The sequence below is a fragment of the Butyrivibrio proteoclasticus B316 genome (genome assembly GCF_000145035.1).
Classification (GTDB): Bacteria; Bacillota; Clostridia; order Lachnospirales; family Lachnospiraceae; genus Butyrivibrio; species Butyrivibrio proteoclasticus.
In genome coordinates, this window is record NC_014387.1 from 2,298,724 (window position 1) to 2,319,983 (window position 21,260).

23 protein-coding genes are annotated in these 21,260 nt (G+C 38.9%); all 23 read right to left on the minus strand.

All coding sequences use genetic code 11. From position 1 onward, the window contains the following. Positions 1-12 precede the first annotated feature (12 nt). Positions 13-2,229 carry an EAL domain-containing protein gene (locus BPR_RS09545; protein WP_207636470.1) on the minus strand — a complete coding sequence of 739 codons (2,217 nt, stop codon included), beginning with the start codon at positions 2,227-2,229 and terminating at the stop codon, positions 13-15. 167 nt (positions 2,230-2,396) lie between these two features. Next, on the minus strand, positions 2,397-3,047 hold the full coding sequence (locus BPR_RS09550) for a hypothetical protein (RefSeq protein WP_013281273.1): 651 nt from the start codon (positions 3,045-3,047) through the stop codon (positions 2,397-2,399). A gap of 2 nt (positions 3,048-3,049) precedes the next feature. Then, positions 3,050-3,637: an HD domain-containing protein gene (locus BPR_RS09555; protein WP_013281274.1), complete on the minus strand. Its 588-nt coding sequence runs from the start codon at positions 3,635-3,637 to the stop codon at positions 3,050-3,052. A 251-nt stretch (positions 3,638-3,888) separates the two neighbouring features. Beyond that, a complete protein-coding gene (locus tag BPR_RS09560) occupies positions 3,889-4,488 on the minus strand; it encodes a DUF1349 domain-containing protein (RefSeq protein WP_013281275.1) in 600 nt (199 codons plus the stop codon). A 13-nt stretch (positions 4,489-4,501) separates the two neighbouring features. Beyond that, complete coding sequence (locus BPR_RS09565; RefSeq protein ID WP_013281276.1) at positions 4,502-5,740, minus strand: immunoglobulin-like domain-containing protein; 1,239 nt, start codon at positions 5,738-5,740, stop codon at positions 4,502-4,504. 25 nt (positions 5,741-5,765) lie between these two features. Beyond that, positions 5,766-6,197 (minus strand): hypothetical protein, encoded by a 432-nt coding sequence (locus BPR_RS21300; protein ID WP_013281277.1) that lies wholly within the window; start codon positions 6,195-6,197, stop codon positions 5,766-5,768. After that, positions 6,194-6,322 carry a hypothetical protein gene (locus BPR_RS21460; protein WP_275450166.1) on the minus strand — a complete coding sequence of 43 codons (129 nt, stop codon included), beginning with the start codon at positions 6,320-6,322 and terminating at the stop codon, positions 6,194-6,196. Before BPR_RS21460 ends, BPR_RS21300 begins: the two co-directional genes overlap by 4 nt. A 326-nt stretch (positions 6,323-6,648) precedes the next feature. Then, positions 6,649-7,434, minus strand: coding sequence for an ADP-ribosylglycohydrolase family protein (locus BPR_RS09575; RefSeq protein ID WP_013281278.1), 786 nt, complete (start codon positions 7,432-7,434; stop codon positions 6,649-6,651). A gap of 14 nt (positions 7,435-7,448) precedes the next feature. Next, positions 7,449-7,826, minus strand: a complete 378-nt coding sequence (locus BPR_RS09580; RefSeq protein ID WP_013281279.1) for a DNA-directed RNA polymerase subunit alpha C-terminal domain-containing protein — start codon at positions 7,824-7,826, stop codon at positions 7,449-7,451. Further along, positions 7,786-8,265, minus strand: coding sequence for an Lrp/AsnC family transcriptional regulator (locus BPR_RS09585; RefSeq protein WP_013281280.1), 480 nt, complete (start codon positions 8,263-8,265; stop codon positions 7,786-7,788). Before BPR_RS09585 ends, BPR_RS09580 begins: the two co-directional genes overlap by 41 nt. Positions 8,266-8,502: 237 nt before the next feature. Further along, positions 8,503-9,453, minus strand: coding sequence for a DNA/RNA non-specific endonuclease (locus BPR_RS09590; protein WP_042257848.1), 951 nt, complete (start codon positions 9,451-9,453; stop codon positions 8,503-8,505). A 152-nt stretch (positions 9,454-9,605) separates the two neighbouring features. After that, a complete protein-coding gene (locus BPR_RS09595) occupies positions 9,606-10,175 on the minus strand; it encodes a rhomboid family intramembrane serine protease (RefSeq protein ID WP_013281282.1) in 570 nt (189 codons plus the stop codon). Positions 10,176-10,231: 56 nt separating this feature from the next. Then, positions 10,232-11,404: a toxic anion resistance protein gene (locus tag BPR_RS09600; RefSeq protein WP_013281283.1), complete on the minus strand. Its 1,173-nt coding sequence runs from the start codon at positions 11,402-11,404 to the stop codon at positions 10,232-10,234. Positions 11,405-11,419: 15 nt separating this feature from the next. After that, complete coding sequence (locus tag BPR_RS09605; protein WP_143754284.1) at positions 11,420-12,331, minus strand: toxic anion resistance protein; 912 nt, start codon at positions 12,329-12,331, stop codon at positions 11,420-11,422. A 17-nt stretch (positions 12,332-12,348) separates the two neighbouring features. After that, positions 12,349-13,479: a 5-bromo-4-chloroindolyl phosphate hydrolysis family protein gene (locus BPR_RS19815; RefSeq protein ID WP_013281285.1), complete on the minus strand. Its 1,131-nt coding sequence runs from the start codon at positions 13,477-13,479 to the stop codon at positions 12,349-12,351. 11 nt (positions 13,480-13,490) lie between these two features. Next, entirely contained in the window at positions 13,491-14,168 is a 678-nt protein-coding gene (gene hxsA3 / locus BPR_RS09615) for a His-Xaa-Ser repeat protein HxsA3 (RefSeq protein ID WP_013281286.1), read from the minus strand. Then, entirely contained in the window at positions 14,161-15,525 is a 1,365-nt protein-coding gene (locus BPR_RS09620) for a hypothetical protein (RefSeq protein WP_013281287.1), read from the minus strand. Before BPR_RS09620 ends, hxsA3 begins: the two co-directional genes overlap by 8 nt. Further along, positions 15,518-16,918: a His-Xaa-Ser system radical SAM maturase HxsB gene (gene hxsB / locus BPR_RS09625; RefSeq protein WP_013281288.1), complete on the minus strand. Its 1,401-nt coding sequence runs from the start codon at positions 16,916-16,918 to the stop codon at positions 15,518-15,520. Before hxsB ends, BPR_RS09620 begins: the two co-directional genes overlap by 8 nt. Further along, positions 16,915-18,015 carry a His-Xaa-Ser system radical SAM maturase HxsC gene (gene hxsC / locus BPR_RS09630; RefSeq protein WP_013281289.1) on the minus strand — a complete coding sequence of 367 codons (1,101 nt, stop codon included), beginning with the start codon at positions 18,013-18,015 and terminating at the stop codon, positions 16,915-16,917. Before hxsC ends, hxsB begins: the two co-directional genes overlap by 4 nt. Further along, the gene (locus BPR_RS09635) at positions 18,005-19,036 is read right to left on the minus strand and encodes a hypothetical protein (protein WP_013281290.1); all 1,032 of its coding nucleotides are present in this window, start codon (positions 19,034-19,036) and stop codon (positions 18,005-18,007) included. Before BPR_RS09635 ends, hxsC begins: the two co-directional genes overlap by 11 nt. Continuing rightward, positions 19,033-19,236: an HxsD-like protein gene (locus BPR_RS21105; protein WP_042256876.1), complete on the minus strand. Its 204-nt coding sequence runs from the start codon at positions 19,234-19,236 to the stop codon at positions 19,033-19,035. Before BPR_RS21105 ends, BPR_RS09635 begins: the two co-directional genes overlap by 4 nt. After that, positions 19,229-19,576 carry a His-Xaa-Ser system protein HxsD gene (gene hxsD, locus BPR_RS09645; RefSeq protein WP_242662151.1) on the minus strand — a complete coding sequence of 116 codons (348 nt, stop codon included), beginning with the start codon at positions 19,574-19,576 and terminating at the stop codon, positions 19,229-19,231. The genes BPR_RS21105 and hxsD overlap by 8 nt, the downstream gene beginning before the upstream one ends. Then, positions 19,566-21,008: a DUF6020 family protein gene (locus BPR_RS09650; RefSeq protein ID WP_207636471.1), complete on the minus strand. Its 1,443-nt coding sequence runs from the start codon at positions 21,006-21,008 to the stop codon at positions 19,566-19,568. Before BPR_RS09650 ends, hxsD begins: the two co-directional genes overlap by 11 nt. Positions 21,009-21,260: the final 252 nt, after the last annotated feature.

Sequence of the window (21,260 nt, forward strand, 5' to 3'; positions counted from 1 at the left end):
GCTTTCCATTACTTATGCTCGTTTATCGTAATCAAGCTCTTTATCAAATGCCTTTTCAAAATCCTCTACTGGCATTGGCTTGAAGAAATAATACCCCTGCATTTCCTGGCAGCCTCTTTCTTTTAAGAAATCAGCCTGAGCTTTGGTCTCTACTCCTTCTGCAATCAGCTTCATTCCTAGTAGCTCTACCAATTTGATCACCTGCGTGATTATGATACGGCTCTTTTCCATATCTCCAGCTCCAGTAAGAAAATGGAGATCCATTTTAATACGATCAACAGGAACTTCTTTGAGCATATGCAGTGATGAGTATCCGCTTCCAAAATCATCCATTTCTACCTGAAAGCCATATTCACGAAGTTCAGAAGTTGTTTTAATCAGGAAAGCTGGGCTTTCAACATATGCCGTTTCTGTTATCTCAATCCTTAGCTGTTCCGGATCAAGATCATATTTCTTGGTAAGTTCATAGAAAATTCCCGGAATATTCCTGTCTTCTCTTATGTCTGAGCGGGAAAGGTTTATTGAAACAGATCGACGCTTGCCTTCCTGATTCCAACGGTGAAGATCCTGACATACTTTATCCCATACATAGCTGTCCAGATCAAAAATCATTCCTGTTTCTTCTAATACGGGAATAAACACTCCCGGAGAAATCCAGCCACGTTTTGCATGTTTCCAACGGCAGAGAGCTTCCGCACCACTTATCGTGCCAGAAGTATAATCCACCTGTGGCTGATACCATACCTGTATTTCACCTTCTTGGAGAGCCGCTGGTAGATGTCCACTTATGTCAACTATCTGCTTACCCTTTTCCCACTGCTCAGGGTTGTAGAATTCATATCCTGTCTTTAATGTTTCCCTTACTTTCTTCTCAGCCATTCTGGCATAATCAAGCATTCGATCCACATCAATGTTTTTGTGGTCTTCCGGAGTAATCGCAAAAACACCGGTACATATCTGAAGCTGGATCTCTTTTCCTCTATCTATAAAGTAATTTCTGAGAGGCTCAAAAACTTCTTTTTCATCGCGGCCCATCTGCTCCGCATCAGTAAATTTCCGAAGCACTGCAAATCTGTCTCCGTTAATTCTTCCCATTGCTTCCTCATCCGAGAAAGTCGCAGTTGCCCTTTCAGCCCAGAAGCGCAAAAGGTCATCTCCAGTCTTCCTTCCCATACTTTCATTTATGAATTTGAAGTTCTTAATATTGCTAAAGGAAAGAAGATACTGGTTCTCCGGATGTGTAACAAGCAGTTCCTCGACACGCTTCTTAAAGCCCTCCAGATTCAACACCCCTGTAAGTGGATCTTTTTCAGTCAGTTCACGTATCTTTTCTTCATGTTGTCTATATATAGCCTTCTGCTTGTGAACAATAGCTATAATAAATAAGATGAAAAATATCGTTCCCAGTATCAAAAGATATCTGTATTCAAAGAGATAGTCCCAAAAGTCATTTTGATACAGGCGTCTTGAAGTATAATCCAGAACAATTGCCTGCTTACGTGTATCAGTAAGCTTGTCAATACCTTCATTAAGCCTGTCAACTACCACTCTTCCTTCAGGTGTATCGAGTGTCCCTGCACGAAAGTCCATGGAAAACATGGTGGCAGGCTGAACTTTCAGATCCGAATATGAAGGCTTCTGTAAAACATAGCTCCACACATAGGAATTATGCATCAATGCATCTACTTCGCCTGATCTAAGTGCCTTGACACACTCAGGCATCGTATCATAAAGTGTAATCTCTATTCCCGGATAAAGCTGCTTAACTGTTTCTGCTCCTCCAGCAAGGGAACTGAGCATTCCAATATGGCTTTCATGTAATACAGGGAGTTTTTTATCTCCCTTTGTAACCATAGTAAATGGCGTCTGAATAAGATTGTCCGTTACAACAGACTCTTTGCCGGACGAACTCTTTATTGCACTGCCAAAGGGCATAATCATATCGTACTCAGGATTATCCAACGCATCTTTATTTGTTTTTTCTGTGATAACCTTAAAAGACGCACTATACCCTGCTTCTTCTGCAGCAGCGCGCATGAGATCAATGCCTATCCCCACGGTCTCTTTTGTCTCAGGATCCAAATAAAATACAGGGCATCTGTCAGCAGGAACTCCTATGACAATACTGTCTGCATCATTATTTCCCGCATTAACTGAAACTGTAATTTCCAAAAAGGCCAGAGTGAATAAGCATATTAAAAAGATTGAATAGCGTTTTATATTCTGCATTATTTTCATGCAGCGCACCATCCCTCAATGATTTCAGAAACAAAAATGCATGGAGACAGAATTTATCCCCATGCACGTACATTATATCATTATTATGGTGCAAAAAATGCGGTTTATAGCATTTTTATAAATACAATTATACTAATTGTTTACTTCCCACAGTATCGCTATTTTAAATGCCATATCTCTCCGTTGGGCATCTGCATTACATCACCAGGAAGAGTCTCTATAACGTCTCCAGCAAGATTCCTGACAATAGTCTCCTCCCAGTACTTATAATTCACTCCTTCTCCCTCTTCATGCCACCTTGAAAAGAACAGTTTTTCTCCATCTCTCATGAAAAAAGAATCGTGATCGCCCATTGATAGGCTTAGCTTTTCTGGCCATACGATTTCTACTTCATTGCCGCACTGCCTTGAAAGCGTAAGTGGTGCAATACGTAGCTGCAGGTTATAACAATCTTTCACGGAAGAGAGTGGAAGCTCAGCATGCGTACTCACCTGATAATCATTGCAATCAAACCTTATTATTCTGATCAATCCATTCGGAAAGTCCACGTCGATAATAAAAATTCCACCCTTGAAGAATACGGGTGTTTCACTGTAATGCCCTTCCATCTTCGGTACAGGAAAGAAGATTTGACCGTCCGGATAGTGAACCAGGCAAAGCTTTCTTCCTTTTACCACATGGCCTTCTCGAAATATTTCTTCTGCCTCATAAAGATCTCCATGTTCATAATCCAGTCCAAAATACCATTCATTGGTGGCTCCATGAACAGGCTCAATATATGTAATTCCATCAGTCTCTATAGTCTTCATTGTCACTTGATGTTGCCCTTTCTGATATGCTCCTGAATCAGCTTATCAGTAACTTCCTGGTACAGCTTCTCAGAACCAAGTCTTGTCTTGCTCTGCCTACCATAGACCTGATCAATAGTAACGCCATGCTCCTTCCAATCCGAGCCTCCATTGCTGTTGTTGAGAAGCAGTGGCTGAAGATTATCCATGGCATGAGCATATTTTGACTCAGGTGTTTCATATGTTTCAAACTCATCAAAAAGAGCTATCAGCTCCGCCTTCTGGTCATCAGGTAAAAGAGAAAAGATTCTTTCTTTTGCCTTATCTTCACGCTCTTTCTGAGTCTTGAGACCTTCCGCATCATAGGCATAAGTATCTCCGGCATCGATTTCCACCACATCATGGATCATGCACATAAGCATGACTTTTGCAATGTCCACGGGTTCATTAGAATACTCTTTTAAAAGATAAGCCATAAGAGCCATGTGCCAGGCATGCTCTGCGTCATTCTCATTTCTGCCATGACCGGAAAGATGTGTCTGTCTGAAAATATTCTTTTCCTTATCGACTTCTAATGCAAAATCAAGCTGTTTCTTTAGTCTCTCGTCCATTTTCGTTCCTCCATGAACTGGTCTTTAAACCTGGTGCTTCCGCACAATGTAATTACTGGATACTTCCCCTGCATAATCTCTCCCCGTTCAAATTTAATCGGTATTTAATATTAATTTCAATGTAATTATAGTATGATAGAAACACCTCTTGTAAGGATTTTGGGATGTCCTTACATATCATAAGAATAGGCTGATGCTGACCGTTTCAGGTACCCTCGCATCAGCCTTTTTTCGTACCGTAATTATTCATTTCATCCCTCATCCGGCTTCTGTCCATCATGTGCCTTCCACGCACACTCTGTCAGGGCTATGTTTGTAAACTCTGCGGTAAAAGAGCTGTCTTCCGGCGAACATGCATATATTCCAAATCTCACCTTGCCAGCACCCTCATGCATATGGCAAACTCTCATCTGTTTCCACTTATTTCCATCATCTGAGCACTCGATACAGTAATCATCTTCCCTGCGGCTCAGCCTATACCACATAGACTTCACTGACGCAGGAATCTCAGTAGTTGCCCAGTCAGAATAACCGTGGTTGGTAACAACTGATCCAAGGTGCTGGAACTCCTCGTTCTCATACTCAATTGAGCCCTTAAGCCAGTTCTCACTATCCAGATACATCACAACTCCGCACTGATCAAAGCGGTGATGGCTGTCAGCAAAATCTGTTTTCACCACAAAGGAAAAGAACTTCTCCTCTGTCTCCATTTGAAACACAGGAGCATTATCATTCCTGAAATGATAGTACGTCCTCTGCCACAGATCTGTATGTGGCAATGTCATCACAGTAATCTTATCCTCTGTCACGCTGTAACTCTTCGGTTCTCTGGTCCAAGTGAATTTCAACATCTCTCATTCTCCCTCATCCGGCAATTAAAAACTGTGCGCTCATAGTATACCGGTTTAAGTTATCCCCTTCGCTGCTCGCTCCTGAATCCAAAACTGTCTTGGTTATCTTATATGTCCCAGGTTCAAGATTTCCGTAAAGCCATTCCCAGTTAGTTTCAATCTCAGCTTCCCCATTCTTTGGAATATTGTAGCCGATATCAGTAAAAACTCCGTTATCAATTATCATCGGAACAGCTTCCCACTTCTCACCTTCAAGTTTCTCAAGTGTGTAGTCTTCTCCATATATCAGCTCGCCGGTATTCTTATCTTCGTATTGCCTGAAATGAACAGTCAGTCCTGAGGTCGTCACATTACTCACACTCATCATGAGCCCAATAGCCTCAACTTCAGAATCTGAAATGTACTGTCCTATTCCGCCTTCAGTCTTGCTGGTATCAAACTTAAGTGTATCTAAAATGGTATCTGCTTCTTCCCACATATGGCTTATCCAGGAATCGCAGTCTATGCTCTGGGCAACTATCTGCGGACGCTCATCTCCAAAAGTAATGAAATCCCAATGCTCATGATCATCATATGTGCCAGCATGCGCAGTATATCCCGCTAATGTAATCTCTTCCTGGGAAAGTCCTGTTCCGCAAACGCCAAAACTGTCTGAGCAAAAGAGCTCTATCTGCCCTGCATCTGCAGATTTTGGTTTTAGTATCAATCCGTATAAACCATAAGTGAGCTTTCCATCGTCCACTGCAGAAATCTCCGCTGTCCATCCTTCCGGAACAACTACAGACATCTCTCCATAGGGTCCGCCCACTGAAACTATCTGCTTTTCATAAGCACTTCCTGTAGCAAAAGAGCTCCATTCGCCATAAACTCTCTCGGCTCCGTTGCCTTTAAATGCCCTTACTCTTATTCTGAAATCGAAATAATCCTGGGCACCGGTAACATAAGAATTATCTGAAATCTCTACAGTTTCAGGTTCTCTGTATTCCTTTTCTGAATAGTACTTATTCTCCTCAGAGACTTCATATCCATCAGCGCCCTCAACCGGATCCCAATCGAAAACAACCTCTGCACAGTCTTCTCCTGGTCTCAAAATACCGTCTTTCACCGCAGGCACACCAAGAGTGCTGGCTTCAACCGCTTCCGGTTCACTCAATGTGCTGGAAGCAGCTCCGCTATCTGCCACTTTATTGTTTCCACATCCTACAGCAGCAATCGTCATAAGCATTACCATAACAACACAAAATCTTTTCATACTGCTCCTCCAACGCTTAACGCATTCATATATCCTTTGGCCACTCCGAGCCAACATCTAATCCATTCTCTGTAAGCCAGTCATCTTCCACTGATACATATTTCTCATTGCCGTCATCATCAACAAGTGTAACTGATATCTTTGGCTTCTGGCCCTGCTGCAATTCTTCACAGCCATAGTCCCCATCAAAAATCTGCTTTATCTTCCACATAAACAAAACTCCTTCGAAACCGATACATCCATTATAAACCCATAGCTTTGTAAAAAAAGAGTCAGCTCCAAATCCATCTCTGAATTCTTTGCTGACTCTTTCTTTTTCTTTCTTGCGGTTGTAGGCCTTTCCGTTCGGAACGCTCCTTGTTACTGGATTAATATCTCCCCAGGTGCGTCTCTGTTTGGAATAATACTCTTTTTGCTGTTTCTTACTTCGTTTGTCCAGCGAAACATATTTGCTCATTTTCTTTCCTCCATTTCTTCCTTCGCAGCCTCTTTGTTATATTTTGATGCAGGAATACCGAATAGAAAACATACCGGCATTATCGTAGCAACCAAAACAAGAATCAATAAAATCTGTGCTGTCATTATTATAAGCCCTCCAACAATTTTGATGTTGAAATCATTATATCTAAAGCCAGAGCGCTTATATACAGCCACCTAGGCAATGACATAGTCTCTAATTCACCAACTATGCGAATCAGCAAATTTAATTTTATATACATATTTTTTTCAATGAAACAATGTTATGATTTACTCACCTTCATGTAGGAGTGTATCCTACATTCATAAGAAAACGGAGAGCGGCCATATTCTTGGTTAGCTCTCCGTACTACGTTTAAATCAAAACCATAATCAAAAATCACATTCATCAATCTTTCTATCTCTTTTAAGATCAAAAGATATATCTCCAATTACATTACTAGAATCTCATACAGCTCCGGTGTCAAATATGTCTTCAAAAGCCCTTCGGCATCGATATCGCCAAAGCCCTTATAGAACTCTTCAGCCACACCTCCAGCAATTGCTCCGAAGGTGTCTGAATCACATTCCAGGGAAAAGACATTTCGAAGGAATGACTCGTAGTCTCTACTCTCGTAAAAGCATCTCATAGCCGCAGGGACTGAGCCCTGGCAGCTCTCAGTCCACACATAGCGAGGTCTGATTTCATCAAGACTATAGCCAATGCTGGACTCGTAACTCTCCTTTGGATACTGGGTCAGCACATAGTCATAAATCTCCTGCTTGCTCTTACCGTGTCGAGCCATCCAGACACAGGTTGCAGTTACAACAGCTCCCTTGACTCCTTCAGGGTGATTATGGGAAACCACTGCTGTAGCCTCAGCCATTTTCTGCATCTCTGCATAGTCTTCGTAATACTCTCCAACAAAAGACACCCTCATGGCAGAACCATTTCCCCAGCTATTATAGGACTCGTGGCTCTCACCATTGATCCAGTTATAAAACCGTCCGCCATAGCCACAGAAAGGATACTCTCGTCCAACACTCACCATGGTCTCAACAAGATCTTTACCCTCTACAAGGGCCTTCTTAATAGCAAGGCTCATTACGGAATCATCAGTAAAACCAACGCCCTGATCAGACAAAAGAGCTACATGCTCCCAGTCCAGATCCTTGGGCCTGTCAAACTCGTACTGCGCTCCCAATATATCTCCAAGAACTGCTCCTTTAATTGCCATAGTTAAGCCCTCCCTTAGTTCTTTCTCTCTGCATTCATCTGCACTACTTCCAGGATGTACTTTGCTCTCTTTTCCTTGGGAAGTGCGCTGTACTGGTATAAAAAGAGCTTCTCCATTATTTCTCTGCAGCTCTTGGTGCCGCAGTTTCTAATCTTGCTGATTTCCGTTCCGGAAGCGATTGACTCTGCCAGTTCTCCAATAGTGCTGTAACCAGCTCTTTTCAAACTGTTATAGGCTCTCACCCCCAGCTCTAAAGATTCAATCGGTGTCTCACTCATCTGAGAATTAAGATATATCTTGAAAAAGAACCTGCTGCCTTTCTTCTCATATACGTGATCCCCGGTTATCTGCTCAATTATCTGTGACAGTGCCTGACTCTGATTTTCGCTCATATTCAATTCCTCCATAAACATCCTTGATAATCTCTCGGACAGTGCGAGCATGATATTCTTCAATATCATTTATGCAAGCCTTCTTGATTATCTTGGCCATGTAATTGATTTTCTGGGATGAAGTAGATACAGCGACAATGTGAATATGATGCTCTTTCATAGTGGTAAAGATCTGTCTCACGTCCTCAGTTCTGGTAGCCACATAATCCAGTACTCTGTCAAAGCCATCAGGTGTGGTGATAATATCAATCAGCATAGTGATCTCATCATCGCGCTTAATGTAGGTGTTGTACTGACGGATGATTCCCTCTTCCTCTAGCTTTTTCACCCTCTTCTTGGCTGCCACTCTTGATATCTCAAGCTTATCTCCAATTTCCTGATAGCTCATACGAGCATTGCCTTTGATCAAATTCAAAATCTGCTTATCTTTTTCATCCATGTTTTTTTGCTCCTTATCAGTAGTCGACTCTGATTACGCTGATTATATTCAGACACAAAAATTTACGCAATAGAAAAGGTTACGAATCGTAACTTTTTAGTTTCGTTTCGTAACCAATTATAACATAATAATCGATTTTCCCTCGATTTTCCCTTCGTTTTTCCCTTGTATAATCTGCGTAAAGTTTTTACATAATCCTCGTAAATCCCATACATTAAAGCCATCATTAATGCCAATTTATGGATTACATCTCTTACATGGATCATATCCCTGATCAATAAGTTCTTCTCGTGGCCCTTCATAATAGAGCTTATTCTTTTCTTTCATATCTGTAACACTGCCACATGAAGGCAGATGAAATTTCTTTGTGTTCTTATTTACCACATAAGTTGTACCAGCAGGAATCACTCCAGTATTATTGGCTCCTGGCATTGATCTATCCATCGTATTGCCATTATTACCACCAGTTATAGCAAAATCTCCAGTATTATAGCTTTTGTCTATTTCATTATCACCTGTAGCATAATCTATAACCACTCCGGGCTGCACATTATAACAGTAAACATTAAAGCTAATACCCTTGCCATTGTCTTCCACTGATAACGCTTCGATTTGAACGCCACTACATAGAAGATTACTGCCCTCAAACATCGGGCTAACTCTGTACATTACATGATTACCGGTACTATGAATATAATCTGCGACCTCATTTTCATAAGGGAGCATTCCCTCTACATTCATATACCGAGTTCCTGTGATAAGGTTTTTCTCGTTTGCGTTCTCACCAGTTAACTGGAATCCTATCATGTGACATCTATTGAACAAGTACGGTGGTTCGGAATCAACCAGTCCTGGATACTTATTTTGATTCCACCCCGTTGGTTTAATCATTCCTATAGACTCTCTATCCTCTGTAGGCATTAAGTCCTGTCCAATACATGCAATTGCTGGCGTACATCTTCCCAGCTTGTCTAAATCTCCATATTTTTCATAAGAACTACTTGTAATCTCTTTCTTACTAAACTGAGGTTTATTCTTATTAACAGTCACTGAAGCTTTCCCACTGTATTGAGGAATTGCATCCTGCGCACAAGTACTGATACGAAAAGAAAGCCCTAGGAATAGTCCCAAAACGATAATGCAAGAAAACACCACTATTCTATTTTTCAAATTAGTTTTCTTGTTCATAGAATCGATACCAAAAGCCAATAAATTACATCCTACTTCGACCTTATTATATGCTCATATATTATTGGCTACTATTAAAACAATATTAAAGATGCCTATTTCAGAAACTATATTTCATAATCACAAGCAATGACTGATTCTTTTGTTTGCGCTCATCTCCGAGGCCTTTTGTTTAGGTTGTAGCCAGTAACCGCTCCAACTATACCACCTACGATATGTGCCATGTTTGAAATGTTATCTCTGACTGTTATTCCCTCAAAAATCTGTTGCCCAATAAATATCATGGCAACCAAAATAAACGTCAGCGGGATTTCTCCCTGTTTAAATCCAGTAAAGGACGTTAGTACTATAAAAGCAAAAACCACTCCACTGGCTCCGCATAAAGCAGAATTCCAAAAGAACAAATAATTGACTATCCCGGTAATCAGTGCAGTAATTATTATGATTTTTACCATCATTCCAGATCCATATTTTTCTTCAAGCATAGGCCCCAAAAGCAAAATATAAGCTGCATTTCCGATAAAATGGCTCCATCCATCATGTCCCACAACATGAGTAAAGAACCTTATATACGTCATGGGGCTTGCCAATGATGAATGATATGTCATGAAAACCACTTTATTACTGGTTCCGGCTGTAATGTAATTTAGTATCGTAGCCAAAAAACAAATGATAATAAATCCTAACACTACAGGGGCATTAAATGTTATCTTAAGCTTCATATTCTTCCTCAAATAAATACTGGAGATGTGACAATCTGACATCTCCAGCATATTGTTTACCTTCGCGCTTCAAGCATGGCCTGTTTCAAATCCTCTTCCATCTTTACCAGCTGTTCACGAGCCTGTTCTCTCTTCATTGTTCCTTGCTCATGAATTTTGACCACTTCGTTAATAGAAGTGATAAGATCCCTATTGCACTTTTGTAATGTCTCAACATCAACAATAGGCCTCTCCGCTTCCTTAGCTGATTCTATCGTAGCCATCTTCAGCGTTTCTGAATTCTTCGCCAACAATTCATTTGTCTTTTCTCTAAGTGTCGACTGAGCCTCTAAAGCTCTCTTGGAATGCTCAAGCCCTAGAGATATTACAAGCTGATTCCTCCATGTAGGAATAGTATTTGACAGTGATGCCTGCAATTCATCCATAAGCATTCGGTCATTGTTTTGAATCATCCTTACTTGAGGTGCTGCCTGAATAGAAATCATTCTAGTTGTCTCAAGATCTGAAATCTTCTTGGAAAACCTATGGCATAATTCCTTAAAATCATTGTATGCCTGGGTATCTTCTTGTTTTCCAGATGTCTCAGCCTTTTCCTTAAGTTCTAAAAGCTTCCCCTTTTCAGCTGCATCCAACGCCTTTTTCCCGGCAATAATATACATTGTCAGTTGCTTATAGTACTCAGTATTAAGCTCATACATCTGCTGATACATAGATATATCCTGAATCAATACTTCCTTATGCTTAATCAGATCTTTTTCAATTTTATCTACATTGCTCTCAGCCTTTGCATAATTAGCCTGAATTGAGCCAATTCCACGCTTCGCTTTTTGGAAAACACCTAATAATCCCTTTTTCTCAGGCTCTGTAGTTGCATCTATGGCCACAGTAAGCTCTTTTAAAGAATCTCCTATTTCTCCAAGGTCCTGGGTTTTAACCTTCTTCAATATAGAAACAGAAAAATCAGAAATATTCTTTTGAGCAGCTTCACCATACCTTACCACCTGATCAACGTTTGCAATATCAATCTCCCTTGCAAATGTCTCAACCTGTTCCCGTTCTTCTTCTGACAACATACTTTCATCTACAGTTCCGGCACTGAACTCTGTAGATGAATCTGTATCGATATTCGCAGCAACACTTTTCATTGTAGGCGCTTCTGCAAGTATGGTATCCGTAGCATTATCAGGATCAAGTGTTAGTGTGATTTTTCTGTTTTCCTGTTCACTCATTGATAAAGCCCTCCTTTAAAGACCTTCAATTCTCAATTCGTTTTTTATTTCTTTGTCCTTTTCCTCTAACTTTACCAAAGCACTGATTGCTTCTTCCAATTTCATATTAACATTTTTAAGCTTTTCATAATCAATATCTTTCGCATCCTTCAATTTCCGAATGTCTTTCCTTATTTCTTTTTGTTTCTCCGTAAGATAATCCGCAGTGGTATTCATCACACTCTGCTGAGCAGCCATATTTTCATTTATCTTATCCATACCAAGAAGAATCGTAATTTGATTTCTCCACGTTGGGATGGTTCCCGTTATAGCAAATAGTATCTTGTCAATGATCATCCTGTTATTGTCTAGCATCATCTCCATCTGAACAATGTTCTGTTTCGAAATAGTATCCGTAATTTTGAGATCCTCAATTCTTCCTGACAATCTGTTAAACCATTTTTCTATATCTGCTTCATTCTCTATATTCGCATCTGGAGCATTCTTATTATGTAAAACAATCTCAGCGTCAGAAATAAGGCTTCCCAGATTATCTGAATAACTATTTAAATTTGCAATTATCATTTCTATCAACTTACAGTCCTTGATAAGTTGAGCTTCTTGCAACTTCATAGCCAATGTGGCTTTATCCAAAAACGCCAAGATATCAAAATATTGTTTCCTGATATTTCTTTTCTTTCGACCAACAAAAAGCTTAGCAATACCAGACGGTTCCTTGTTTAGTTGAAAATCGTTCAGTTCTTCCGTTATCTCATGAAGCAAGTCTTCCAGCTCATCGTTGCTGTGTATGATTAATTCCGAAATACTTTTGGAAGTATCTGCTACCTTGGTCTGTATGCTTGCTCCATACAGCGTTATCGAATCATGATTGCCCACAATTAATTGCCCTTTCATTTGAGCAATGCTTTCCGTCAAACTATTACTCACACCTAGCTCTCCCTCAATCAATCTTCATCTTGTAACCCTTCCTGAGCCATCATCACTTCCATTGCAGAAATATCACTAATAATATCCATTTCTTGTTCTTGATAAAACTGATCTAGAATTCCTTCAAAGGATTTGTTTATAGTATCCAAAGTCGAATCTATATCCTTTTTCATTTTATATGCGCTGAGGCCCTTATCTGTTTTCTCGTTCAGATCAATATATGCCTCCAACAGTTTTTCCGTAGTAGGCAAATAATAGTTCATGAACATTCCGAGCTTGTCAGCATTAGCTGGATTAATATCCACCTCATGAAATATCATTTTGACGATGTCTTCCATACGATATAGTTTCTCAGATATGGAATTATCCTTGATGATATCATTATATTCCTTTATTTTTTCAACATAACTTTGACCGGCATTTAAGATTTTTGCTATTTCCTCCGGTCGTTCTTTCATCCTCATTCTCTCTTCAGAAAGCTTTTTATAATATCTATCATATACCGCTTTCTTTTCCAAATACTTATCATAAACTTCGTCAGAAACCATGAAGAAGATGTCATCCTTGCCAAAATGACCTTGCGGAATCATTCCCTTCTTAACAGATAATTTCAAATCTTTAATAACGCATTCTGCATCTCCTCCAACATACGCAGCTAAATCGTCTACCAGCCCAACATTTTTATGCTTAAGAATACCCAGATATTGACTGTATCTTTTAAAAAACTTTATCCTAAGGAATGCACGATATGAGACCAAGATATTGAATGCTATTACTAAAAGTGCGCCCACAAGTATTCCACTTCCAATGGCCCTAAATTGTGAAGATAAAGCCATTGTTCCTGCTCCAATAAAAACAAAATAGAAAAACGCCGCAGCTGTAACACCAAATAAAGCAATTATCCAATAATATATATCCACAGGAGGCGCATCAAAAACAAACTGCTCTCTTTGATTATTAGCACTTGGCAATTCCTCTAGTTTCTCGCAAACGCCCGATAAGTCTCCACTCTTTATTCCTTCATTCACTATATTGGCCGCACGCTCAGCCTGTTCCAGAATATCCAGACTAGTTTCCGAAACAAACTGCGAATCTACTACATTTTTTTCTTTTTTAAACTTAGAAAACAAAAAGTCTAATTTTCCCATTTTAATCTATCCTACTGAACCTTATCAGTACTTGATGGTGTATTTACATCTCCCAAATCCATATCTGAACCCGTACTTGATGACGGCATCTCCATGGAAGCCATTATTCCAGAAGTTGGTGTTCCATTGGGCATTTCAATATTTTCATTTACATCTGGTAGCTTAAACATGTCTTCAGTTGTCTTTACAACTGGCGTTGTTATTGTTGGAACTTTTGAAGCTGCTGGTGCAGTATACTTTACATCTCCTTCCGCACTATACTTGGAGTTTGAATGTGCTGTTGTGTTTGAATGTGAAGTATGGCTTGAATGAGTAGGCATGCTCCGAGTTGTTGTGTTTGAATGTGATACGTGAGAAATATGTGACTTATGTTTTGAACCAGAAGAGTGGTTTGTTCTGCTCTGGTGACTTTGATGACTCTGATGGCTTTCATGACTACTACCATGTGTACTCGACCCATGATTAGAATGAGAGCCGTGAGAGCTGTGACCTCTACTGGATCTGTGCGAACTGTGAGATCTATGGGATCTATGTCCAGCAAAAACATCCATAGACATAATACTTCCAAGTATCACGACCATGGTTCCAAGCATTAAAAGCTTTTTTCCAGGAATATTGCCTTCCTCATCTTCTATCAAATTTTCTATGCTTCTTTGAAACTGTGGAAACAGCTCGTCCATATCATTCATATATTTTTACACACTTTCCATTTGACCAATCCGTTTTATAGTGGGTTGACGCATCAGTGTAGTACTCACACTGACCAGTTGGCTTTCCATTCTCAAATTTACCAATAAGCTTGTAGCCATCCTCTGATTTTGAATACATATATGTTCCATTGCCATTCATCTGATCTTCACTCCATGCGCCATCATATGATGAGCCGCTTGCCCATTTATAGGTGCCTGTACCATCTTTCTGTCCCTCTGAAACTTTTCCGCTATACTTATCTCCATTTGAGTAACCTATGTCAGCTTGGCCGGTGAGTTTCCCATCAGATATATCTCCAATATATGTGGTTCCACCCTCCAACGTCATATTCACCGCCGTAGGTACTTTATCAGTAATGGTGAATGTATATTCTCCAAAATCGTTCTTCGTATAATATGAGCCATTCACAAATTCATTTTTTTCAAATGTACCATTAGCTTTACTGCCATCAGCGTATGTATAAACTCCTGTGCCAGACATCTGGTCATCCTTCCACTCTCCATCATAAAGCGCTCCGGAAGACCAGCTATATTTTCCCTTGCCGCCTCTTTTACCTGAAGTAAAGTCGCCAGAATACTCCTCACCATTAGCAAGAGTCATTTTCCCCGATCCAGTTATTGAATCAGTACTCACTCCCCCATCATATGAAGAGCCATCAGAGAATTGAATCTTAGCACTATTAGGACTTCCATTTTTAAAACTAACGTTATACTTTCCTGTCGAATTAGAAAATGAACATTTCCCTTCAAAAAACTGATTTTCTTTAAAGGTACCTTCATATACTACGGCTTCTGAGGAAGTATACTTTCCTTGACCATTCATCTGGTCGTCTTTCCACTCTCCATCGTAGATATCGCCATCATCCCAAGTGAATGTACCGCTGCCAGATTTCATTGATCCAGAAAACTCACCATTATAAGTACCTTCCGAAGGCACTTTGAGTTCTCCTATACCACTAAGCTGGTTATTGCTCCAGTTGCCCTCGTATGAGGCTCCGGTATTAAAAGAAAAATGTCCCTTTCCAAAGAAATATCCAAAATCAGTTTCTCCGGTATATTTGCCTGTAGATAATCCAATCTCTCCAGTTCTTCTTATTTCAATTTCGCGAAAAAACCTTGTGTTGAACGCGTTATCACTAATTGTGGCCACCAAAACAGCAGCGATAATTGCTTCTGCAATCAATATCGCCACCATATTTCGTATAGTGCCTTTCCTACTCTTCTGCATAGCTAACTGATAGGCAATCGCAGGTCTTATTTCTGACTTAACAATGCTTCCATCTTCCAGTCGATCCACAAATACTCTCTCAGCCTTTTTCTTACTTAGATCAGCCATCTAAATTACTCCATGATTCAAGGACTTCTATCGAGTCCTTATTATCAGATTTGATAATTCCAAATAAATAATCCAATATTCCTGAATTAATCTTACATCTATATCCTCTAGGATATTTTTCAATAACGTCTCCTTGTAATGCATAGTTAACCACTGGACAAACGCCACAATATGGCTGATATGCGCAGTCACAGCAAGATGGTATTGTCTCCAAAATGCTAGCAGCGCATACTGCTTTACATGTACCATTCTTAATCACTTCTGAATATGAGTTTTCAAAAACACTCCCAAGAAGAAACGACTTATCTCCCATTTCAGAGACCATTCTCGCTTCATCACATGTATATATATTGCCATCTGCATAATAGGCCAGTTGCCCAATTCCAGCCCCGCATGGAGATCTAAGTTCCATGTAATTAACCATATATCCATGCATCTTTTCTAGAAATATTGAGCTGTGATCTTCTCGCATATATCTGCCATTTTTGTTAATCTCTATCAATTCGTCCATGACATTAGCATAAAATTCCAGAAACTCTTCTGGCGTATAGCCAATTTCATCCCACTTAATGGCCGCTCTTCCAAGCGGAGTTAGTGGTCTGATAAAAATACTGTCAAACCCTAGATTCAGATATCCCTCAACTACTTCTTTTGCATGGGTAAGGGCCTTTCGTGTTGTCGTTTCTATAGCACCAACATGAAGTCCTGCACTTCTAAGTTTTCCCAACGATTCCACGACCTTGCCATAAGTACCCGATCCATCTGACAACCGCCTATTGTTATTATGGACTTCTTCAGATCCATCTAGCGATGTTGAGACGCCAAAGTCATGCTCCTTGAAAAAATCAACCATCTCATCAGTCAATAGGGTAAGATTTGACACCACATTATAATTAATCTCATGGTCTCCCTTATCTTTTTCGGCAATTTCAACTATATACTTTATTACATCAAAATTCAGCAACGGTTCTCCACCTTGAAATTCAAAACTCAAGCATCTTGTAGGAGACTCCAAAGCTATTTCTACTGCTCTTTCTGCTATATCCCTAGTCATAAAAAGATTTGAGCAGTTTTTCCCATTATTTGCCTGGCAATATACACAACTCATATTGCATGCTGTTGTAACTACAAAAATATGCAAAGACGTTGCCAGTGCAACATAACCTCTGGTTTCTCTTATTGCCATCCTGTTCTTTTGCAAAAACAGGAGATCAGATTCCTCATAAATAAACTTCTTATCCAGCAACTCGGCACTAAGAACCGGATTGGATACAGCCTTATCTTTCAAAAGCCTTTTAAACTCTTGTGTATCCAGAAATGCATAGTTACCGAAATCATTCGTTATAAGGTATTTCCCGTCATATTCTTTAAAGTTGAAATAGTTCAATCTCATATTATCGGTTCCAGCTCATCCTTTACAATTCCAATAGTTCCTGCAAACACGCCTCCACATGCGCTCTTGTAAGAGCAATTATCGCATTTGACATCATAGCGAATTTTTCCAGGTGAAATACTCTTTTCACATAAGTTCCATAGTTTCTTATCAACTGTGCACAGCGGAAAATTATATAATCTGACACTAACACCTTCTCTTATCATCTTAAGTATTCCCGAAGTGGCTTTCATAATAGATTCTTTATATGAAATCCATACATAATCCCGGTTCTTGTATGCATTACCTGTCATCTCCATTGCAATTATGCTCACATATTCTATTCCAGGAATCTCTGAAATAATGAGCTCTGCTATGTTGTCAAAATCCGCGATATTCAACCTACTTAAGACCACTCTAACTTCAACGCCGATCCCATTTGCCAGTAATTTTTTTATTCCTGTAATTGTTTGATTAAAACTCCCTTCTACCCTTGTAATCTCATCATGTAATTCCTTATAAGAAGCATGAATTGGTATTGCTACAATAATGTTGTCCGGAGCCGTTTCAAGAAATCGTTCTAAATAATTATTACTTGAAAAAATACGTCCGTTGCTCAAAACAAGAAACTGCGTCCTTTTAAACTTGTTTCTACAGACATCCAACAAATCAAATATCTTCTCTCCTGCCATAAATGGTTCTCCTCCAGTTATGGTTAAATGCGGAGTATTACTCGGAATATGATTAACTAATTCGATCAAGTCATCTATAGGTGAATCATTAACATTTTTTCTTGTAACTTCAGGAGAAGGGCACATTATACAGTTGGAATTGCATCTCCCAGTTATAAACAAAAAATTGTCTGTTGAATTCTCGCTATACCTTTGATGCACTGTCCCATTTGGCCATATCTCAAATACATCGTAATTACTACAGTCTCTCAATCTATTCAAGACGTCCTCATCAGGAAAAAGCTCTATATTGTCAGGAAGCAAAAACACCTTATCTTCACAAAGATAAATAAGGGTTACTTCTTCTCTCGTAAGATCATCTTTAGTAATATCATCCAAAGCCAATGAAACTATTCTAAAATTCAGCGAATACCCTTTAAATCGCATAATTAGCAAATCCCCACATCATTAGATAAAATGAAAATCCCAATAGAATAAAAACCGCAAATGGAATTTTTTTCACTATGGTTAACTCATTGATTTTTTTTCCTTCAGCCCAACGCTTTATACTTTCCACTTGCTCTTGGGTTAATCGGCTTTTTAAATCCTCAGTAGAAATCCCCGGCAATCCCCTGACTCTAGAATTCTGCATTAATACCGAACAGCCCATGGATAGAATCATTCCTTTTTTTAATTTCTCAAGACTAATTTCATCATAGAAGTTTGTTCTAACTGTTATCTGACACACAAGAAGGATAATAATCATCAAGTATGTATCCATACTTTTACCCAGCGGAAACACTCTGAAATAAAAGCACATTAAGATATCGACAACAAGTACTGGGCCTAATACGTACCATTTTTTAAATAGCTTCAATCGGCTGCTATACCAAGCAACAGCGATACACATTATCCTTACAATCCATTCTTGAATCAATGAATGCGTGTTAAAGATAGATGATAACATTCCAATGAATACTATATATGTAGTTGCCACTGCAAAGTTTTTGACAAAGCCAATAATGCTGCTGATAAAATATCCTTTTGTAACCTTGTTTTTCCCATCTATAACTGCGATAAATGAAGTAATAACCAAATAGATGTATCCAAAAAAAATCGCTAGTCCCACTGCAATAAATAGGGAAATATTAAATCTGCCATATTCCAAGTACAATCTTGAAGGATACAGCATTGCCATCACTATAACCAGCTTGCAATCCCCTCCGGCAAATGAATGGGTATAGAACAAAAGTAAACTAATAACTGCTACCAACGAAAAATTTACTATGTATACCCAAAACAAGTCATTAACAAACAGAATATAATAAATAGCATTTTCAACAATTCCGCATGCTCCAAATATGGCCAAACTTCTGTTATAAACAAGACCATCCCTTATATCAGTCGCAGCTGCACTTATCCCTAGCAGCAGCATTGTAATTATCATAATTATTTCGACTACGATCATTTTGTGCTCTCTAAACCTATTAAATAGTTTTCGAATTCCTTTACAGTCTGCTCCTCAGAATACTTACACTTTTCAAACCTAAGGATGACCGAATCATCTTGTTCTGTCTTCTCGACTTGGGTAAATGGCTTATATACGCTTATTGTTTTTTCAATATTCTCTCTTGAATAAATGTCTAGTTTGAAAACATGTTCACTCATTATCTGCAAACCAATCCTTTAGAATTTCATCTTCTGAATAGTTTTCCTCTATATCTCCAACGATAAAAGCCTCGTCTGTTATCACGCTCGTTGCCATTGCTCTCGCCAATAACAGCTCACGAATTTCTTTTGTTTGCTTGTATACTTCGTGTCTGGCACTTTGAGCCAAAAGTTCGTTCATAAATTCTTTTTCACTAACATTTTGCCCTTCTCGCTTAGCTTCTATTTCTACATAATAGTAGTTGTTATCAGAATCAAGATGTACATAAGCCCTGTCAGTGTAATTGTACGCAGCCTTTATTAGCGCAACATGAGAATACAATTCCTTATTAAATCTCATTTTTTCCATTAGTTTCCCTTTTCTTAAATAGATCTGTTAATAGAATCGCCAAAAAAGGTAATTCAATAACTGAAATATAATAAAAGTATCTATAATTAGGACCACTTAATAACAACATAGTACCTATTGCATAGGTGAAAACCGGCACCAAGAAAACATGTCCCTTACTGGATCCCGCAGCTGAAATCAGTGCTCCACATATAGACAATAGTGTAAGTTGTATGCCTATCTCCCATATAAATGGCGCAAGTTCAATACTATAACTCTTTTTTATAATCTTACCAACAATACTCTCAGCAACTGGCACATGGTTTTCTTTTATTTCGTACTCATTAGGCGATTCAATATATACCCAGGGTGCCCACTTTATTCTTCCTACAAGCTGCCATACAATACGAGTATTTTCTCTGACAGATTGAAATACTGCCTCCGGATATGCTTTAGCCGTATCAAAAAACATTCTTAAAATATTTTTCAATCCGGTTTCTTGCAAAATAATGTCTGTATCCATGTCCCATTTACATGAATCCCATTCTCCTGTTCTATAAGACTTATTCCATATTTCTCTTTCTGCAATTGTTTCAAGAAGATTTTTAACTTCTTCAGGGGTATTATCATAATCATTTACATAAGCATTAACCATTGCCCCCATTGGAATGCCAATAATTTCCCCCAGAACATTTTCGTGTCTTCTAACATGTGCAATCTCAAATACCGGCCCAACTATCAAAGCCAGACCAACTACTGTGAATATCAGTGAAAAAAGAAGTCTCTTAAACTTTTCCCTATAGTTAACGAGAAGCATCACAAACATCGGAAAGACGAACAAAAAACCATTATGTCGGGTCAACATTACAAATACAGATGCAATAACAATATGCGCAATATTCCGCCACTTATCTATCCAGTATCCGTCCGATGCATAAATCTTAGCCAGCAAAACACTAAGCCACATTACTCCAATCGTAAAATAAACATCTTTTATCAGACATACATTGTTCATGCAAACTGCTGGATTTATTGCTACGCAAGCGGAAATAACAATCAATAGCCCTCTGCTAATTCCCAGCTTAGTGAGGTTATACATAAAGACTCCAAACACAAGCGAAAATAGAAGTATCTGTGAAAAAATACAGAAAGCTAAAGTATCAGAAATCCTTGTAAGGCCCCAATATATAATTGTGGTAATTATCGGATGCCAATTATCCAATTCCCAATATCCATGTGCTTGATCCCATTGCCCAAGTGCATCAAGGTTGAATCCCCCGGGATAATACGCTAGCCAATATGCTATATTCCCGAGCAAAACCATAACCGTAGTTACTATTCCAGTTATGATATCCCCGGTATTATTCCGATTAACAGAAATACTTCCCGAATCATTAAATGCAGAGCAAAGATAAGTCAAGAAAAGGAATACAATTATTACCATCAAAGGAAATACCCAGATATACGTATAATTGGGTACCAAATTAAAGGATAAGGTTATCCCAATAAAGATTGATGACAATATCCAAGTTATAAGTTTTCCTTTATCATCTATAGCCACTCTTAAGCAATCTAGATACTTACTCACTTTATTTACAACTCCAAAATAAAATCAAAAGAGGGGACTATGTCCCCTCTTTTGATTATACCATTTATCATTATATTAATTGGCATTATTTTGCGCATGTCATTAACC

What these genes read in the sequence shown, in the direction of transcription:
- BPR_RS09595 (WP_013281282.1), bottom strand. Translation starts at nt 10,175, where the DNA reads ATGAAGCTTAAGATAACATTTAATGCCCCTGTAGTGTTAGGATTTATT.
- BPR_RS09590 (WP_042257848.1), bottom strand. Translation starts at nt 9,453, where the DNA reads ATGAACAAGAAAACTAATTTGAAAAATAGAATAGTGGTGTTTTCTTGC.
- BPR_RS09555 (WP_013281274.1), bottom strand. Translation starts at nt 3,637, where the DNA reads ATGGACGAGAGACTAAAGAAACAGCTTGATTTTGCATTAGAAGTCGAT.
- BPR_RS09600 (WP_013281283.1), bottom strand. Translation starts at nt 11,404, where the DNA reads ATGAGTGAACAGGAAAACAGAAAAATCACACTAACACTTGATCCTGAT.
- BPR_RS09560 (WP_013281275.1), bottom strand. Translation starts at nt 4,488, where the DNA reads ATGTTGAAATTCACTTGGACCAGAGAACCGAAGAGTTACAGCGTGACA.
- BPR_RS09565 (WP_013281276.1), bottom strand. Translation starts at nt 5,740, where the DNA reads ATGAAAAGATTTTGTGTTGTTATGGTAATGCTTATGACGATTGCTGCT.
- hxsB (WP_013281288.1), bottom strand. Translation starts at nt 16,918, where the DNA reads ATGAGATTGAACTATTTCAACTTTAAAGAATATGACGGGAAATACCTT.
- BPR_RS09650 (WP_207636471.1), bottom strand. Translation starts at nt 21,008, where the DNA reads ATGGTAATAATTGTATTCCTTTTCTTGACTTATCTTTGCTCTGCATTT.
- hxsC (WP_013281289.1), bottom strand. Translation starts at nt 18,015, where the DNA reads ATGCGATTTAAAGGGTATTCGCTGAATTTTAGAATAGTTTCATTGGCT.
- BPR_RS21460 (WP_275450166.1), bottom strand. Translation starts at nt 6,322, where the DNA reads ATGACAGCACAGATTTTATTGATTCTTGTTTTGGTTGCTACGATAATG.
- BPR_RS09550 (WP_013281273.1), bottom strand. Translation starts at nt 3,047, where the DNA reads ATGAAGACTATAGAGACTGATGGAATTACATATATTGAGCCTGTTCAT.
- BPR_RS21105 (WP_042256876.1), bottom strand. Translation starts at nt 19,236, where the DNA reads ATGAGTGAACATGTTTTCAAACTAGACATTTATTCAAGAGAGAATATT.
- hxsD (WP_242662151.1), bottom strand. Translation starts at nt 19,576, where the DNA reads ATGAGATTTAATAAGGAATTGTATTCTCATGTTGCGCTAATAAAGGCT.
- BPR_RS09575 (WP_013281278.1), bottom strand. Translation starts at nt 7,434, where the DNA reads ATGGCAATTAAAGGAGCAGTTCTTGGAGATATATTGGGAGCGCAGTAC.
- BPR_RS09620 (WP_013281287.1), bottom strand. Translation starts at nt 15,525, where the DNA reads ATGGCTGATCTAAGTAAGAAAAAGGCTGAGAGAGTATTTGTGGATCGA.
- BPR_RS21300 (WP_013281277.1), bottom strand. Translation starts at nt 6,197, where the DNA reads ATGAGCAAATATGTTTCGCTGGACAAACGAAGTAAGAAACAGCAAAAA.
- BPR_RS09545 (WP_207636470.1), bottom strand. Translation starts at nt 2,229, where the DNA reads ATGCAGAATATAAAACGCTATTCAATCTTTTTAATATGCTTATTCACT.
- BPR_RS09585 (WP_013281280.1), bottom strand. Translation starts at nt 8,265, where the DNA reads ATGGATGAAAAAGATAAGCAGATTTTGAATTTGATCAAAGGCAATGCT.
- BPR_RS19815 (WP_013281285.1), bottom strand. Translation starts at nt 13,479, where the DNA reads ATGGGAAAATTAGACTTTTTGTTTTCTAAGTTTAAAAAAGAAAAAAAT.
- hxsA3 (WP_013281286.1), bottom strand. Translation starts at nt 14,168, where the DNA reads ATGAATGATATGGACGAGCTGTTTCCACAGTTTCAAAGAAGCATAGAA.
- BPR_RS09580 (WP_013281279.1), bottom strand. Translation starts at nt 7,826, where the DNA reads ATGAGCGAAAATCAGAGTCAGGCACTGTCACAGATAATTGAGCAGATA.
- BPR_RS09635 (WP_013281290.1), bottom strand. Translation starts at nt 19,036, where the DNA reads ATGATCGTAGTCGAAATAATTATGATAATTACAATGCTGCTGCTAGGG.